Below are 14,060 nucleotides of genomic sequence, written 5' to 3' on the forward strand. Positions count from 1 at the left end.
GCCCCCGTGGTGATCCACGGGGGCCCCTGCCATGCCCACGAAGCGGTGCTCCGACGTCAGGTGGAGAGCAACCGCTCGGTCACCTCACGGTACGTGCGCAGGGTGAGCCGGAGCTGTTCGGTGTCCACGCCCCGGTCGCCCGAGTCGCCGCCCGGCTGCCAGCCCTTCCGCAGCGCGGCGCGGCGCTCCTGGAGCGAGGCCACGAGCTGCCGCTCCACCTCGTCGAGCACCTCGGCCGCCTCGGCGACCGAGTCCCGCGGCGAGTCGACGAACCCGGCGAGCGCGTGGTGCATGCGCCGGCCGAGGCGGTCGCGGTCGGTGCCGCCGAGCAGCGGCTCCACCGCCCCGTCTCGCTCGGAACCGGGACCGGAACCGGAGCCGGCGGCGGTACCGGACCGAAGGCCGGTAACCCCGCCCGTACCCGTCTGCGACCCCGTCCCCTGAGGCACGGCGGTGTCCGTACCGGACGCCGGGCGCGCGCCGTCCCCCGGGAGGGCGCCGCGGCCTTCGTCGCCCCGCTCGCGGCCGGCCCCGGAGGTGGGGCCGTCGTGCGTGAGCGGATCCGTCGTGCTCCGTCCGCGCGGCGCGGCGGGGGCCACGGCGGGAGCCTGCGTACGGCTCCCGCCGTTCCGGCCCGTGGCGCCGGGGTCTTCGGACGGTGCTGCGGACAGAGGCGACCGGGACAGCGGCGTCGCCGGGGTCCCGGCGGCACCCGCGACGGGCGGTGCGGGGGGCGGGGGCGGCGGTGCGGCCGCGGGCGCCCCGGGCCCGCCGTGGCCGGCGTGCGGGGCCGGCGCCGCCTCGCGGAGCGCCTCACGGGAGGGCCCGCGGCGCACCCCGCCCTCGGCGCGGTGCGATCCGTCGCCGCCCGTCGGGTCCGGGTAGGCGGGAGGAGCCGGGGGCTCCTGCCGGGGGTCGGCTCCGGTCCGGCCCTCCGCCCACTGGTCGCGATTCTCGCGTGCCATCACGCACCACTTCCCTTCGGCTTGAGCAGGTGACCACGGCGGTGCGTGGCCGTCTCGCGCGGGCGCTCCGTGACGCCGGCCGTGGGTCCGGCCGTCGTCAGATCCTCGAAGAGGGCCCGAGCGTGGAGGAGGGCCTTGCGCAGCTCGTCGGTGGAGGCGGACTCGGTGTGCGCCGTCCGGCGCGCCGTGCGCAGACCCTCCACATGCCGCGGATGATGCACCGACAGCGCGGCGAGCTGGTCGTCGTGCCGGTCGGCGGCCGGGAAGCCCCGGGTGGCCGCGATCCGCGAGAGGAGCTGTACGGCGTCGGCGACGGCCTGCCGCGGTGCGTCGACGAAGCGCTCCTGCAGGGTCGTCCACTGAGCGGTGTACTGCTCACGGACGGCGGGCTCCAGCGGCAACGGCCGGATGTGGCCGTGCCGTTCGACCCGGTCGCGCAGGTCGTCGTGGGCGGCCTCGGCGTCACCGCCATGGCGTTCGAGGGTGCGGTCGTACTCGGGGCCGAAGCGCCGCTTGAGGGAGCGCCTGTCGCTGCCCGGGCCCGTGCGGGCTCGGAGCAGGACACCGGCCGCCAGCAACACCGCGACGACCGCCGCGATGATGAGGACTGTGGTCAGGGTCGACATGGCTGCCTTCCTGGATCGTGACTCCTGGCTGGCTGTTCGTCACTGCTTGCCTGCCGGTTCGGCTTGCCGCTTATCCGGGCGTCAAACCCGAGGCGGCCCGGCCGCGGTGGCGAGGGGGGCCGTCGACGGCCGATGCCGCCTCGGCGGGGGCTCGGCCGGCGAGGCGCGACGGGTGGCGCACGTGCCGGACGCCGCGACAGCCCACCGGGTGCGTCCGGATACCCTCACCGGGCGTGATCCGAACGGGCGGACGAGAGGGACAGCCGTGGACGGCGAGGCGAAGGCGACGGCACGGGCGGACGAGGCCCTGGCCGCCCTGCGGGCGAACGGTACGGTGCGGACGGCCGAACCCTTCACGGCGGAGGAGCTCGACGCGTGGCCGGTCACCGTTCCGGCCGCGGTGCGCCGGGTGCTGCTGGAGACCGGCGGGCTCGTCGGGGAACCCGGCACGGACGGATCCCGGGGCGACGCCTACCGCTTCGGACCGGAGGCCCGGTACGCCCCCGGTGCCTTCCGCGACGGGTACTGGACGATGGGCGAACACGGCCCCGGGCGCCTTCCGGTGCTGGTCGGCGTCGACGGGGCGGACCGCCCCGACTGGGGGCCGGTGCTCGCCGCTTCGTTCGGGGAGGACGGCGAGGTGTGGGTGCTGGCCCCGACCTTCACCCAGTGGCTGGCCTCCCTCGCCGGCCCCGCGCCCGTCACGGCCGGCGGACACCACGACGGGGCGGGCACGGCGTTCGTGACCGCCGTGCCCAGTGTGGCGGTGGCCGAGGGTCCCGACGCCGCACTCGCCGCGCTCGTCGGCCGCGGTGACCAGCTGACGGACGTGGTCGACCTGGCCTCGGTGCCCGGCTACCCGTGCCGGGTGCGCTGGGAGCCGTACTACTCGCTGGAGTTCGACACCGCCGACACCGGCGGCAGCGAGGTCGTGGCGACGCTCTCCGGCGGCGGCCGGCTGCTGTCGCTCCGCAGTGTGGTGAGCGGCGACTTCCTTGGCCGGCCCGTCCTCCGGCACACCGTGCCGTCCGACGCGGCGGCGCGGGCGGTGACCGAACTGCGCTCCCTGGCAGCCCGGTTCCCGGCGCGTGTGCGGCTTGCGCCGGGCTGCGCGGACGACGAGACGGACCGCTGGCCGGTTCCGGTCCCGGCCGACCTGCGGGACGTGTTCCGGGAGATCGGCGCGGTACGGGTCGACGGGCTGCCCGACCTTCTGCTGCTGCCCGGCGCGAAGGAGCACGAGGTCTCGCCGGAGACGCACGCCATGCTCGGGGGCGACGGCACCTACTGGCCGCTCGCCCGAGTCCGCTACGGCCCCTACGACGCGCTCGCGCAGATCCGGATCGACCCGGTCACGGGGGCGTGGGGGTGCGCGGTGTCGGTGATGTCCTCGCCCGGGACCCTGCGGGAGTTCCCCGATCTGACGCTGATCGCCGAGTCGCTCCCCGATCTGCTGCTGACCTACGCGCGGCTGGCCCGGGAGGCCGCGGCCCGGGAGCGGTCGGGCGGTGCGTGGCGCCCGGACGCCCCCTGGCTGTTCCCGAACACCGGGGAGGCATGGCCCCGCCCGGTGCCCGTCGAGGAGTGGGCGGGGTCCGCCGACCCGCTGCGGGCGGCCGCGGCGGAACTCCCGCCGGGCACGCACGGCGTGGACCTGCGCGGTGTCCCGGTTCCGGCGGACGTCAGCTTCCACCGGACGGAGGGCTGGCCCTACCGGCACCCTCTGAAGCGGCTGACGTTCCCGGGCGCGGGCACCTTGGTGCTGGCCGAGCTCGAGGAGCGTGCCTGAAGGGGCCGTCATTTGACCGAGCCCGCCATCACCCCCTGCACGAAGTGGCGCTGGAAGGCGAAGAAGACCACGACCGGGACGATCAGGGAGAGGAACGCACCGGGGGCCAGTACGTCGATGTTGCTGCCGAACTGCCGGACCTGTGACTGGAGTTCCACGGTCAGCGGCTGCGCGCCGCTGTCCGCGAACAGCAGCGCCACCAGCATGTCGTTCCACACCCAGAGGAACTGGAAGATCGCCAGGCTCGCGAGCGCGGGCCTGGCCACCGGCAGGACGAGCCGCGTGAGGATACGCCACTCGCCACCGCCGTCCATCCGCGCGGCCTCCAGCATCTCGCGCGGGATGTCGGCGAAGTAGTTGCGCAGCAGGAAGACCGCGAACGGCAGCCCGTACGCGACGTGGAAGAGCACCACACCCGGGATCGTCCCGAAGAGGCCCAGCTGCCCGAAGAGCTTGGCGACCGGCAACAGCCCGACCTGCACGGGCACCACCAGGAGGGCCACGACCAGCAGGAAGATCCAGTCGCGGCCGGGGAACTCCAGCCAGGCGAAGGCGTAGCCGGCGAGCGCGGCGATGACGACGACGAGCACGGTCGTCGGCACCGAGATGAGCACCGTGTTCCAGAAGGCCCGGGTGATGCCCGCGTTGGCGAGCACGGCCGTGTAGTTGTCGAGCGACAGCTGCCCCGGGGCGCTCAGTGCGGTCCACCAGCCGCTCGACGCGCTGTCGTCGGCCGAACGGAGCGAGGAGAGCAGCAGACCCGCGACGGGCGTGATCCAGACCAGGCCGACGACGGCGAGGAACGCCTGGACGAGGCTGCTGCCGAGCAGGCGGCGGAGCCGGACGCCGGGTCCCCGGCCCGAGGGCCGCCGGACGGGCGTGCGCGGGCCGGCCGGCGGGGCGGGGCGCTTCGACGGCGCCGGAGTGACGGTCGCGCTCATGACTGGCTCCTGCGGAAGCGGCGGACGTTGAAGACCATGGCGGGGATCACCAGCAGGAGGAGCAGCACGCCGAGGGCGCTGCCGAGCCCCTGGTCGTTGCCGCCGCCGAAGGAGACGAGCCACATCTGGGTGGCGAGGACGGTGGCGTCCTCCTGCACGGGCCCCGGCGCGATGATGTAGATGAGGTCGAAGACCTTCATCACGTTGATCACCAGGGTCACGAAGACGACCGTGAGCACCGGCGCCAGCAGCGGGACGGTGATCCTGCGGAACACCTGCCATTCGCTCGCGCCGTCCATCCGGGCGGCCTCCAGCGCGTCACGCGGGAGGGAGGACAGGCCGGCGCCGATGAGCACCATGGCGAAGCCGGTCCAGATCCACAGGTACGCGCCGATGATCGCGGGGGTGACGAGGGCCGGGCCGAGCCAGGAGACGCCCTCGTAGGGGGGCGCGAAGTTCGCGGCGGGCAGCCGGACGGTGTACGTGTCCGACGCGTCGAGGCCGGTGAGGCGGAAGGAGCCGTCGGCGGCGGTCGTGGTGGTGGCGGCGGTCCTGCCGTCCCGTACCGCCTCCACCGTCAGTCCCGGCAGGCCGCGTTCGGCCGGGTCGATCACGCCGGGCCGTCCCGCGCCGCCGGGCGTGAAGTCCAGGAAGACGGCGCCCCGCACCTCGTCCGGGCCGGCCTGCGCCGGTGACGCGGGCCTCGCGTCGGCCGGCACGTCCTTGGGCGGGACGCCGACCAGTCCGAGCTGGACCGCCCGGCCCGGCGCGACGGCGTCGGTGGTGGCGTAGGAGCCGTCCGGGGCCTTGGCGAAGCCCAGTCCCTCGCGGGCCCGGGCCGTGGGGTACGAGGAGGTGTCCGTGAAGGCGTCGTGCACGCCGACGACGGCGGCGTTGAGCACGCCCTTGTCGGGGTCCTCCTCGTAGGCGAGGCGGAAGATGATGCCGGCCGCGAGGAAGGAGACGGCCATCGGCATGAAGAGCAGCAGCTTGAACGCGGTGGCCCAGCGGATCTTCTCCACCAGGACGGCGAGGACGAGCCCGAGGCCGGTCAGCAGCGTCGGGGCGACGACGACCCAGAGGGCGCTGTTGCGGATCGCGGTCAGTGTGGCCGGGTCGCGGAAGATCTCGGCGTAGTTCTCGCCGCCGACGAAGCGGCTGCCGGAGGCGTCGAGGAGGCTGCGGCCGACGGAGAAGAGGACGGGGTAGACGACCAGGGCGCCGAGGAGGAGCAGCGCGGGCAGGACGAAGGCCACGGCGATGGCCCGCCGGCGGCGCTGGGCGCGCCGCCGGGGGCTCGCGGCCCCCGCGGTGGGGGTGAGGGTGGTCATGTCCGTCAGCCCTTGTATGCCTTGGCCGCGGCGGCTTCGAGCGCGGCCGCGGTTCCGGCCGGGTTCGACGGGTCGCGCAGGAAGTCCTGGAGCAGCTTCCACTCCCCCACGCCCTTGGTGCCGCCGAAGGAGGCCGGGGCCTGGTCGGACATGTCGAAGCGCACGGAGTCCCCGGCGGCGATCAGCGAGCCGGCCGTCTCGCGCAGGGTGTCGTCGCCGTACGCTGCGAGGTCCAGCTTCCTGTTCGGGGAGAGGAACCCGCCGGCCTCGGCCCAGACGGCGGCGGCCTCGGGTGTCGCCAGGTACTCGAGGAACGCCGTCGCGGCCTTCTGGTTCCTGCCGTCGGCCAGGACGACGGCGGCGTCACCGCCGCTGACGACGGGGGCCTTGCCGCCCGTGACGGCGGGGAAGGGGAAGAAGGCGGCGTCCTGGCCGATCTTCCTGCCGAACTGGTCCTTGGCGATACCGGCGACGAAGTCGCCCTCGTACACCATGCCGGCCTCGGGTTCGGGGCCGAAGACCTTCTCGACGGAGCCGGGGAAGTCGGTGCCGAGCGCTCCCTTCTGCCCGCCGGCTATCAGCTTCTTGTCGGCGAACAGGGTGCCGAGCGTGGTCAGCGCCTTGACGACGGACGGGTCGGTCCAGCTGATCTCGTGCTTGGCCAGCCGGTCGTACTTCTCGGGGCCGGCCTGGGAGAGGTAGACGTTCTCGAACCAGTCGGTGAGCGTCCAGCCGTCCTCGCCGGCGACCGCGAAGGCGGGCAGGCCGGAGTCGGAGACGGCCTGGCCGCTGCGGAGCATCTCCTCGTACGTCTTCGGCGGCTTGACGCCGGCCTGTTCGAACGCCTGCGGGCTGTACCAGACGGTCGACTTGTGGGCGGCCTTGAAGTACAGGCCGTAAAGGGTGCCGTCGACGGATCCGTACTCCTTCCAGACGGGCGCGTAGTTGGCGTCGACGGCCTTCACGGTCGTCGCGGACAGCGGCTTGAGCCAGTTCTTCTTCGCGAACTGCTGGAGCACGCCGACCTGGGGGACCATGACCACGTCGGGTGCGTTGCCGCCCTCGATCTTGCTGCCGACGACGGTGGAGACGTTGTCGCCGGTCGAGGTGAAGCGGGTCTCGGCCCCGGTCTTCTCGGTGAAGGCGTCGAGCACCTTCTGGAAGTTCTTCTGCTCGGCGCCGGACCAGACACCGGCCACGTTCAGGGTCTGGCCGCTGAGTGCCTTGCCGCCACCGCCCGCGCCGACCGGGCCGCCGCCGCAGGCGGTCGCCCCGAGCGCCAGGGTGAGGGCCGAGCAGCACGCCATCGCCGTACGTCGTCGCATCGTCATGTCATACCTCCGAGGTGGTGTGGTCGCTGATCCACCAGGCGGCGGTGGATCCGGGCAGGACGCCGGCCGGGCAGGGCCCGCTGGCCAGCAGGGGGGCGCCGGATACCGGTGCGGGCACCGGCGCGGCGGTGAAGTTCACGGCACAGACGAGGCCCTCGCCGCGCGCGAAGGCCAGGACGCCGGGAGGCGCCTCCAGCCAACGCAGCGTGCCCTCGCCCAACTGGGGCAGCCCGCGCCGCAGTTGCAGACCCTCGCGGTACAGGTGCCAGGACGAGCGGGTGTCGGCGAGGGCCCGGTCGGTGGCGTGCTCGGCGAACCAGCCGGGCTGCGGCAGCCACGGTTTGGCGCTCTCGGCGCCGGTGCTGAAGCCGAACGGGGAGGCATGGCCGGACCACGGCAGCGGGACGCGGCAGCCGTCGCGGATCCGGGCCCGGCTGCCGGTGCGCCGGAAGATGGGGTCGGTGAGCACCTCGTCGGGCAGGTCCACGACCTCCGGGAGGCCCAGCTCCTCGCCCTGGTAGATGTAGGCGGCGCCGGGGAGCGCCAGCATCAGCAGGGCGGCGGCCCGCGCCCGGGCGGCCCCCAGGCCGCTGCCCTCGGTGCCGGACTCTCCGTAGCGGGTGACCGTGCGGACCTGGTCGTGGTTGTTGAGGACCCAGGTGACGGTGGAGCCGGTGCCGGCGATGTCGCGCATCGCCTCGTCGATCACCGCGCGGAAGGAGCCGGCGTCCCAGGGCGCGCCGAGGAGGTCGAAGAAGAAGGCCTGGTGCAGTTCGTCGGGGCGTACGTACGCGGCGTGTTCCCTGGCGTTCGGCACGGAGACCTCGCCGACGAGCAGCCGCTCGCGCCCGTCGCGGGCCGTGTACCCCTCGCACACCGACCGCCAGTGGCGCCAGACGTCGTGCACCTCCGGCTGGTTCCAGGCCAGCGGGTTGACCGAGTCGCGGGTCCGGGCGTCGGCCTCGGGGTCGGCGGAGTCCGGCAGGTCGGGGTGTTTGAAGAGGCCCGCGGCCACGTCGATGCGGAAGCCGTCGACTCCCCGGTCCAGCCAGAAGCGGAGGACGTGCTCGAAGTGGGCGCCCACCTGGGGGTTGCGCCAGTTGAGGTCGGGCTGCTCGGGGGTGAACATGTGGAGGTACCACTGGCCGGGGGTGCCGTCCTCCTCGGTGACCCGGCTCCAGGCGGGGCCGCCGAACATGGCGTGCCAGTTGTTGGGCGGCTCGTCGCCGCCAGGCCCCCGGCCCGCGGCGAAGTGGAACCGGGCGCGGGCCTCGCTGCCGGGGCCGGCCGCGAGCGCCTCGCGGAACCAGGCGTGCTCGCTGGAGCAGTGGTTGGGGACGATGTCCAGGAGGACCTTGATCCCGAGCCGGTGCGCGTCGGTGACGAGCCGGCCGAACTCCTCCAGGTCGCCGTAGACGGGGTCCACGTCGCAGTAGTCGGCGACGTCGTAACCGTGGTCGGCCTGCGGCGAGGGGTAGAAGGGGCTCAGCCAGATGCCGTCGACGCCGAGCTTCTTCAGGTACGCCAGTCCGGCGCGTACGCCGGCGAGGTCGCCGATGCCGTCACCGGTGCTGTCCAGGAAGCTGCGGACGTAGACCTGGTAGATCACCGCGTCGCGCCACCAGGGGTGGGCGGAGTGGTGTGTGAGGCGCTGCGCGAGGCCGTCGCCGGCGGAAGCTGTGAGCATCACCCGTTGACCTGTTTCTCCGTGAAGGGTGCGCGCCATCCAGAGCGGATAGCCGTTATGCATGCATGTTAGGTAAGAGTGCCAAGGAGGTGTCAACGACTGCGGCGAAACCGGCGTCCTTTGAGGGGTTACGTACCGTTTCATGCCGGAGGCCGGAGACGAAGAAGCGTCACAGAGGTAGCTAACATGTAACTATGCGCCTGCCGCTCGGGGCGGACGAGGGAATCCGGCCCCGGCCCCGGCGCGTGCCGGGGCCGGGTCAGCGGCGACGGGCGATGGCCGCGAGCTCGCCGGCCAGTCGGCGTACGGCCGCCTCGGGCGTCTGGTGCTGGGCCATGGCGTCGTGCACCACGGCCTGCACGGCCAGGCTGACCTGCTCGTACCGCGGGCTCTTGGGCCGCGGCTCGGCGGCGAGCACACTGTCACGCAGCGCGGGCAGGTAGGGGAACCGCCGCACCAGCGCCGGGTCGGCGTACAGCGCGGCCCGCACGGGCGGCAGCGCGCCCTCGGTCAGCACCCGCCGCTGCACCCGCTCGCTCGTGAGGTAGGCGACGAGGTCGCGTGCCGAGTCCGGATGGCGCGCCTGGCTGCTCACCGCCAGGTTCGATCCGCCGAGCACGCTGGTGCCCGGCCCGCCGGGGCCGGGAAGGGGCACGGCGCCGAACCTCCCCGCCACCCTGGAGTCCGGGCCGGACGCGCCCGCGTAGGCGTAGGGCCAGTTGCGCAGGAAGAGCAGCCGGCCGTCCTGGAACGCCTGCCGGGACTCCTCCTCCGTGTACGTCAGCGCCTCCCGGGGGATCCAGCCGTCGCGCACACCGCGGGCGAGGAACCCGACCCCGGCGCGCGCGGCCGCCGACTCCACCGTGACCCGCTCGCCCTCGTCGCCGAGGATGGTGCCGCCCGCGGAGTACACGGCCTCGGCGGCGTTGACGGTCAGCCCCTCGTAGGGCAGGAACTGCCCGGCGTATCCGCCGAGCCCGTGCCGGGGCGCGATCGTGCGCGCCTGGCGCTCCAGTTCGGCCCAGGTCCGCGGCGGCCGTTCGCCCTCGCGGTCGAGCACGTCCTTGCGGTAGAAGAGCATTCCGGCATTGGTGACGTACGGGACGGCGTACAGCCGGCCTTCGTACGTCGCCGTGTCCACGACCGGCCGCAGCAGGCCGTCGAGCGGGATCCTCGTCCGGTCCACGGGGGCGATCCACCCGGCGGCGGCGAACTCCGTCGTCCAGGCCACGTCGATGTTGAGGATGTCGAACCGGCCCTCGCCGGACCGCAGATCGGTGATCATCTGCGCGCGGGTCTCGTCCGCCGAGTCGGGCAGCTCCACCAGCGTGACGCGCTCGCCCGGATGCTCGCGGTTCCACCCGTCGAGCACGCGGCCCAGATAGCCCGTGAGGTCCCCGGCCGTGGCCAGGGTCATCGGGCCGCGCCCGCTCCCGCGCTCCCCGGCGGCGGGGGCGGCACCGGAGGTGACGTATCCGGTCAGAACGATCATGGTGACCAGGAGACCCCTACCGGCGGCACGCATCCACCGCATAGGTTCCTCCCTGTACACCGGCGCAGGACCTCGGCGTCCGGCGTCTCGGGCATGTATACCCGTTAGGCATGGGCGATACTAGAGCCCACATCACATCGGGAGCAGGCGGAGGAGGACAGCACGAGTGCGCCTTCCGCTCCTCGCCCTCCTGGCACGGGGGCCCGCCCACGGCTACGAACTCAAGCAGGACCTTGAGCAACTCCTGGGCGCCGCGTACCCTCCCACCAACGTCGGCCAGATCTACGTGACGCTCGGCCGGCTGGAGAAGTCCGGCCTCATCGAGGGCGAGGAGATCGCCCAGGAGAGCCGGCCCAACAAGAAGATCTACCGCCTCACCGACGCCGGGCAGGAAGCGCTGCGCGCCTGGTTCGAGGAGACGGCCGACGAGCCGAGGGTCCGGGACGAGTTCTTCATGAAGCTCGCCCTCGCCCCGAGGACCGGTCTCGCCGACCAGATCGCCCTCATCAACAGACAGCGACGCGAGTACCTCAACACCATGCGCAACCTTTCCAAGCTGGCCGCGACCGAAGACCGGGGCAACCGCATCTCCCACCTGCTGATCGAGGGCGCCATGCTGCATCTCCAGGCCGATCTCGACTGGCTGGAGCGCTGCCAGGAGGAACTGGAGGACCTGCGGTGACGGACGCCTCCGCGATACCCCCGGCACCCGCGTCGCCGGCCGCTCCCGGCGGATCCGCCGTGCCGCTGCTGCGGGCCGAGGGCCTCGGCAAGACCCACCACGGCGAGGGCGCCCCCGCCCATGCCGTACGCGGAGTCGACCTGACCGTGCGGCACGGCGAGTTCGTCGCCATCACCGGCCCCTCGGGCGCCGGGAAGTCCACACTGCTGCACCTCCTCGGCGGCCTGCAGCGCCCCGACACCGGCTCCCTCTGGCTCGACGGCGAACGCACGGACGGCTACAGCGAGGCCCGGTGGGCCGTCGAGCGGCGCCGCCGCATCGGCATCGTCTTCCAGTTCTTCAACCTCGTCTCCAACCTCACCGTCGCGGACAACGTCGAACTCCCCGCCCTGCTGGCCGGCGCCTCCGCCCGGCGGGCCCGGACCGAGCGCGAGACGCTCCTCGCCGAACTGGGTCTGGAAGGCAAGGCCCGCAGCATGCCCGGAGAGCTGTCCGGCGGCGAGCAGCAGCGCGTCGCCCTGGCCCGGGCCCTGGTCAACCATCCGCGCCTGCTCCTCGCCGACGAACCGGCCGGAAGCCTCGACAGCAAGGGCACCCGCGAGGTGATGCGGCTGCTGACCCGCTTCCACCAGCGCGGGCAGAGCATCGTCCTCGTGACCCACGACGCGCGGCTCGCGAGCGCGGCGGACAGGGTGATCAGCTTCTTCGACGGCCGTATCGCCGACGACGCCGAACTCGGCGGCCCGGCGCCGCGCGGCGCCGGGCTGTCCGGCGTCCTCGCGCTGAACGAACTGAAGGACTGACCGTGCGGGCCATGCTGCGCTGGGCGCACGCCGATCTGCGGACGCATCGGGGCGAGGCGCTGTTCCTCGTCGCGGCCACGGCCGGCATCGTCGCCTCGCTGCTGCTCGCGACCGCCCTCTTCGGCTACGCCACCAACCCCTGGCAGCGGGTCTTCACCCAGTCCCACGGCGCGCACGTGTGGATCCACACCGGGCCCGCCGCCGACACCGGGCGGCTCGCCGCGCTCGACGGTGTCGCCGCCGTCTCCGGCCCGTACCGCACGGCCACCACGACCGTCGCCTCGCGCGGCGCCCGCGCCGGCGCCGAACTCAGGGCGGTGGCCGGCCCCCCTGACTCGACCGACCCGGCGGCGGCCGGTCTGCCCGCCACCGGACGGCCCCTGACGACGACCGGCCGCTGGCTCGACCCCGCCGTGCCGGACGGCGTGGTCCTCGAAGCGGGCCTCGCCCGCGCCCTGTGGGCCGAACCCGGCGACCGCCTCACCCTCCCCGGACGCACCGTCACCGTCCTCGGCGTCGCCGACACCGCCGAGCGCCGCTACCGCCCCGGGGAGCGGCCCGGCACCATCTGGGCCCTGCCACGGGCGGTGCCCCGGGACCGTACCGGCGGTCAGGTCGTCGGGCTCCGTCTGGACGATCCGGAGGACACCGGCTACACCGTCCAGCGCGTCGTCACCACGCTCGGCGCGGGCGCCGTGACCGATGTCTCCACCTGGCAGCAGGCCCGCGCCGAGGCGCAGGGCGACACGCGGCTGCTCGGCCAGGTCCTCGGACTCTTCGGTGTGGGCGCGCTCGTCGCGGCCGCGCTGGCGGTGTTCGGTGCGATCAGCACGCGCGTCCGCGGCCATCTGCGGGACATCTCCGTCCTCAAGGCGGTCGGGTTCACGCCCGGCCAGGTGGTCCGGATCTTCCTCGTCCAGCATCTGGCCTTCGCCGTCCTGGGGGCCGCGCTGGCCGTGCTGCTCGTCCGCGGCGCGGGCGGCCGCCTGCCCGGCAGGCTCGGCGACGCGGTCGAGGTCTGGCAGGGACTCCCGGGCCACCTCCCGGCCCTGCTGCTCGTCCCCGTCGCGGCGGTGCTGTTCATCGGCGCGGCCACGTGCCTGGCCGCCTGGCGGGCCGGCCGCGTGCCCCCCGTACCGGTGCTGCCGTCCAGCGGTCCGGGACGGGCGTCCCGCAGGCCGGCACCGGGAACGGGGCTCTCCCGGGCGGCGAGGAAGGCGCTCGGGCTGCGCGTCCCGGCGGCGCTCGTCCTCGGCTGGCACCAGGCCTTCGGACGCGGCCGCCGCGCCCCGGCGACCGTCGTCCGTCTCGCCCTTCCCCTGCTGCTGATCACGGTGGCACTCGGAGCCTGGACGACCATCGAGCGGTTCGAGAGCCGGCCGGAGGAGCTCGGTCTGGCCGCCGCGCTCACCGCCCGCCCCGACGGGGCCCTCTCGGACGCCGAGGCGGCCGCCCTCCTCGAGAACGACCCCGACGTCGCCGCCGCCCACCCCGGCCTGGAGGTCGCCGCCCTGGTCCCGGGCCAGACCGGCACCATCGCCCTGCGCGGCGTCGGCACCAGGGCGGAGCCCTACCCGTACTCCGTCGCCGAGGGCCGCCCGGCCCACGGTCCGGACGAGGCGGTCGCCGGCCAGGGCCTGCTGGACCACCTCGACGCCCGCGTCGGCGACTGGGTGCGGCTGACCGTCGGCGGGCACCCGCAGGTCCTGCACATCGTCGGCCGCAGCATCGAGCCCGAGAACGGCGGCCGGGTGGTCTCGACGTCGCTCGACACCCTGCGCGAGAACGACCCCTCCCTGCGCCCCTCGCTCTACCAGCTCCGCCTGCGACCCGGCGCCGACGCGCCCGCCGTGCGCGATCACCTCACCGAAGCCTCCCGGGGGCGGCTGGACATCCGCGAGGTCACCAGCCCCGCCGACCACCTCTCCGCACTGCGCGGGGTCGTCGCCGGTCTGATCGCCGTCCTGGCGCTGATCGGCCTCACGGAGCTGTCCACCACCATCGGCGGCAGCGTCCGGGACAGCGGCCGGGACCTGATCGCGCTGAAGGCGATCGGGCTGTCCCCGCGCCAGATCACCACGGTCACCGTCAGCGCCGTCGGCTGCACCGCCCTCGCCGCCGCCCTCGCGGGTACAGCCCTCGGGGTCCCCTTCGCCCACTGGCTGATCGACCACGAGGCCCGGGCCGTCGGCATCGGGGCGGGCATCGCGCACGCCCCTCCGCTCCCCTACCTCGCGGCTCTCGCCCTGGCTGCCGTCACGGGCGCGATCGCCCTCGCCGTCCTGCCCGCGGCCCGCGCCACCCGCCGCCGTCTCGCGGACACCCTCGGCGCGATCGCGTGAGTCCCGGCCTTCGGCCGGGCGGGGCGTGGCACCACGCCGCGAGGCGGCTCCCGCACCTGGTGCGGGAGCCG

11 protein-coding genes are annotated in these 14,060 nt (G+C 74.1%); 4 read left to right on the forward strand and 7 right to left on the reverse strand.

The genetic code is table 11. The features are described from left to right. Positions 1-56: 56 nt before the first annotated feature. Together AB0K65_RS26990 and AB0K65_RS26995 are read right to left on the reverse strand one after the other, a co-directional pair. Entirely contained in the window at positions 57-341 is a 285-nt protein-coding gene (locus AB0K65_RS26990) for a hypothetical protein (protein ID WP_365720893.1), read from the reverse strand. Positions 342-964: 623 nt separating this feature from the next. Next, positions 965-1,591 (reverse strand): hypothetical protein, encoded by a 627-nt coding sequence (locus tag AB0K65_RS26995; RefSeq protein ID WP_365720895.1) that lies wholly within the window; start codon positions 1,589-1,591, stop codon positions 965-967. Positions 1,592-1,856: 265 nt separating this feature from the next. Between AB0K65_RS26995 and AB0K65_RS27000 the strand changes: the two genes are divergently transcribed. Then, positions 1,857-3,380 carry a hypothetical protein gene (locus AB0K65_RS27000; protein ID WP_365720897.1) on the forward strand — a complete coding sequence of 508 codons (1,524 nt, stop codon included), beginning with the start codon at positions 1,857-1,859 and terminating at the stop codon, positions 3,378-3,380. Between the two features lie 8 nt (positions 3,381-3,388). On the opposite strand, the gene AB0K65_RS27005 is transcribed toward AB0K65_RS27000, so the two are convergent. The 5 genes from AB0K65_RS27005 to AB0K65_RS27025 all read right to left on the reverse strand — a co-directional run bounded on the left by AB0K65_RS27005 (position 3,389) and on the right by AB0K65_RS27025 (position 10,204). Beyond that, complete coding sequence (locus AB0K65_RS27005; RefSeq protein ID WP_365720899.1) at positions 3,389-4,321, reverse strand: carbohydrate ABC transporter permease; 933 nt, start codon at positions 4,319-4,321, stop codon at positions 3,389-3,391. After that, entirely contained in the window at positions 4,318-5,652 is a 1,335-nt protein-coding gene (locus tag AB0K65_RS27010; RefSeq protein ID WP_365720901.1) for a sugar ABC transporter permease, read from the reverse strand. The genes AB0K65_RS27005 and AB0K65_RS27010 overlap by 4 nt, the downstream gene beginning before the upstream one ends. Before the next feature lie 5 nt (positions 5,653-5,657). Beyond that, complete coding sequence (locus AB0K65_RS27015) at positions 5,658-6,983, reverse strand: ABC transporter substrate-binding protein (RefSeq protein ID WP_365720903.1); 1,326 nt, start codon at positions 6,981-6,983, stop codon at positions 5,658-5,660. Position 6,984: 1 nt separating this feature from the next. Then, positions 6,985-8,670, reverse strand: a complete 1,686-nt coding sequence (locus AB0K65_RS27020) for a glycoside hydrolase family 13 protein (protein WP_365720905.1) — start codon at positions 8,668-8,670, stop codon at positions 6,985-6,987. A 259-nt stretch (positions 8,671-8,929) separates the two neighbouring features. After that, positions 8,930-10,204 (reverse strand): ABC transporter substrate-binding protein, encoded by a 1,275-nt coding sequence (locus AB0K65_RS27025; protein WP_365720907.1) that lies wholly within the window; start codon positions 10,202-10,204, stop codon positions 8,930-8,932. Between the two features lie 124 nt (positions 10,205-10,328). Here AB0K65_RS27025 and AB0K65_RS27030 point away from each other — a divergent pair, with 124 nt between their 5' ends. Genes AB0K65_RS27030 through AB0K65_RS27040 form a run of 3 tightly spaced genes read left to right on the forward strand, consistent with a single transcriptional unit; the run spans position 10,329 to position 13,989 of the window. Beyond that, entirely contained in the window at positions 10,329-10,844 is a 516-nt protein-coding gene (locus AB0K65_RS27030) for a PadR family transcriptional regulator (RefSeq protein ID WP_365720909.1), read from the forward strand. A 14-nt stretch (positions 10,845-10,858) separates the two neighbouring features. Beyond that, positions 10,859-11,647 (forward strand): ABC transporter ATP-binding protein, encoded by a 789-nt coding sequence (locus tag AB0K65_RS27035; RefSeq protein WP_365720998.1) that lies wholly within the window; start codon positions 10,859-10,861, stop codon positions 11,645-11,647. A 2-nt stretch (positions 11,648-11,649) separates the two neighbouring features. Further along, a complete protein-coding gene (locus AB0K65_RS27040) occupies positions 11,650-13,989 on the forward strand; it encodes an FtsX-like permease family protein (RefSeq protein ID WP_365720911.1) in 2,340 nt (779 codons plus the stop codon). Positions 13,990-14,060: the final 71 nt, after the last annotated feature.

The organism is Streptomyces sp. NPDC053755, from assembly GCF_040677675.1.
Taxonomy (GTDB): Bacteria; Actinomycetota; Actinomycetes; order Streptomycetales; family Streptomycetaceae; genus Streptomyces.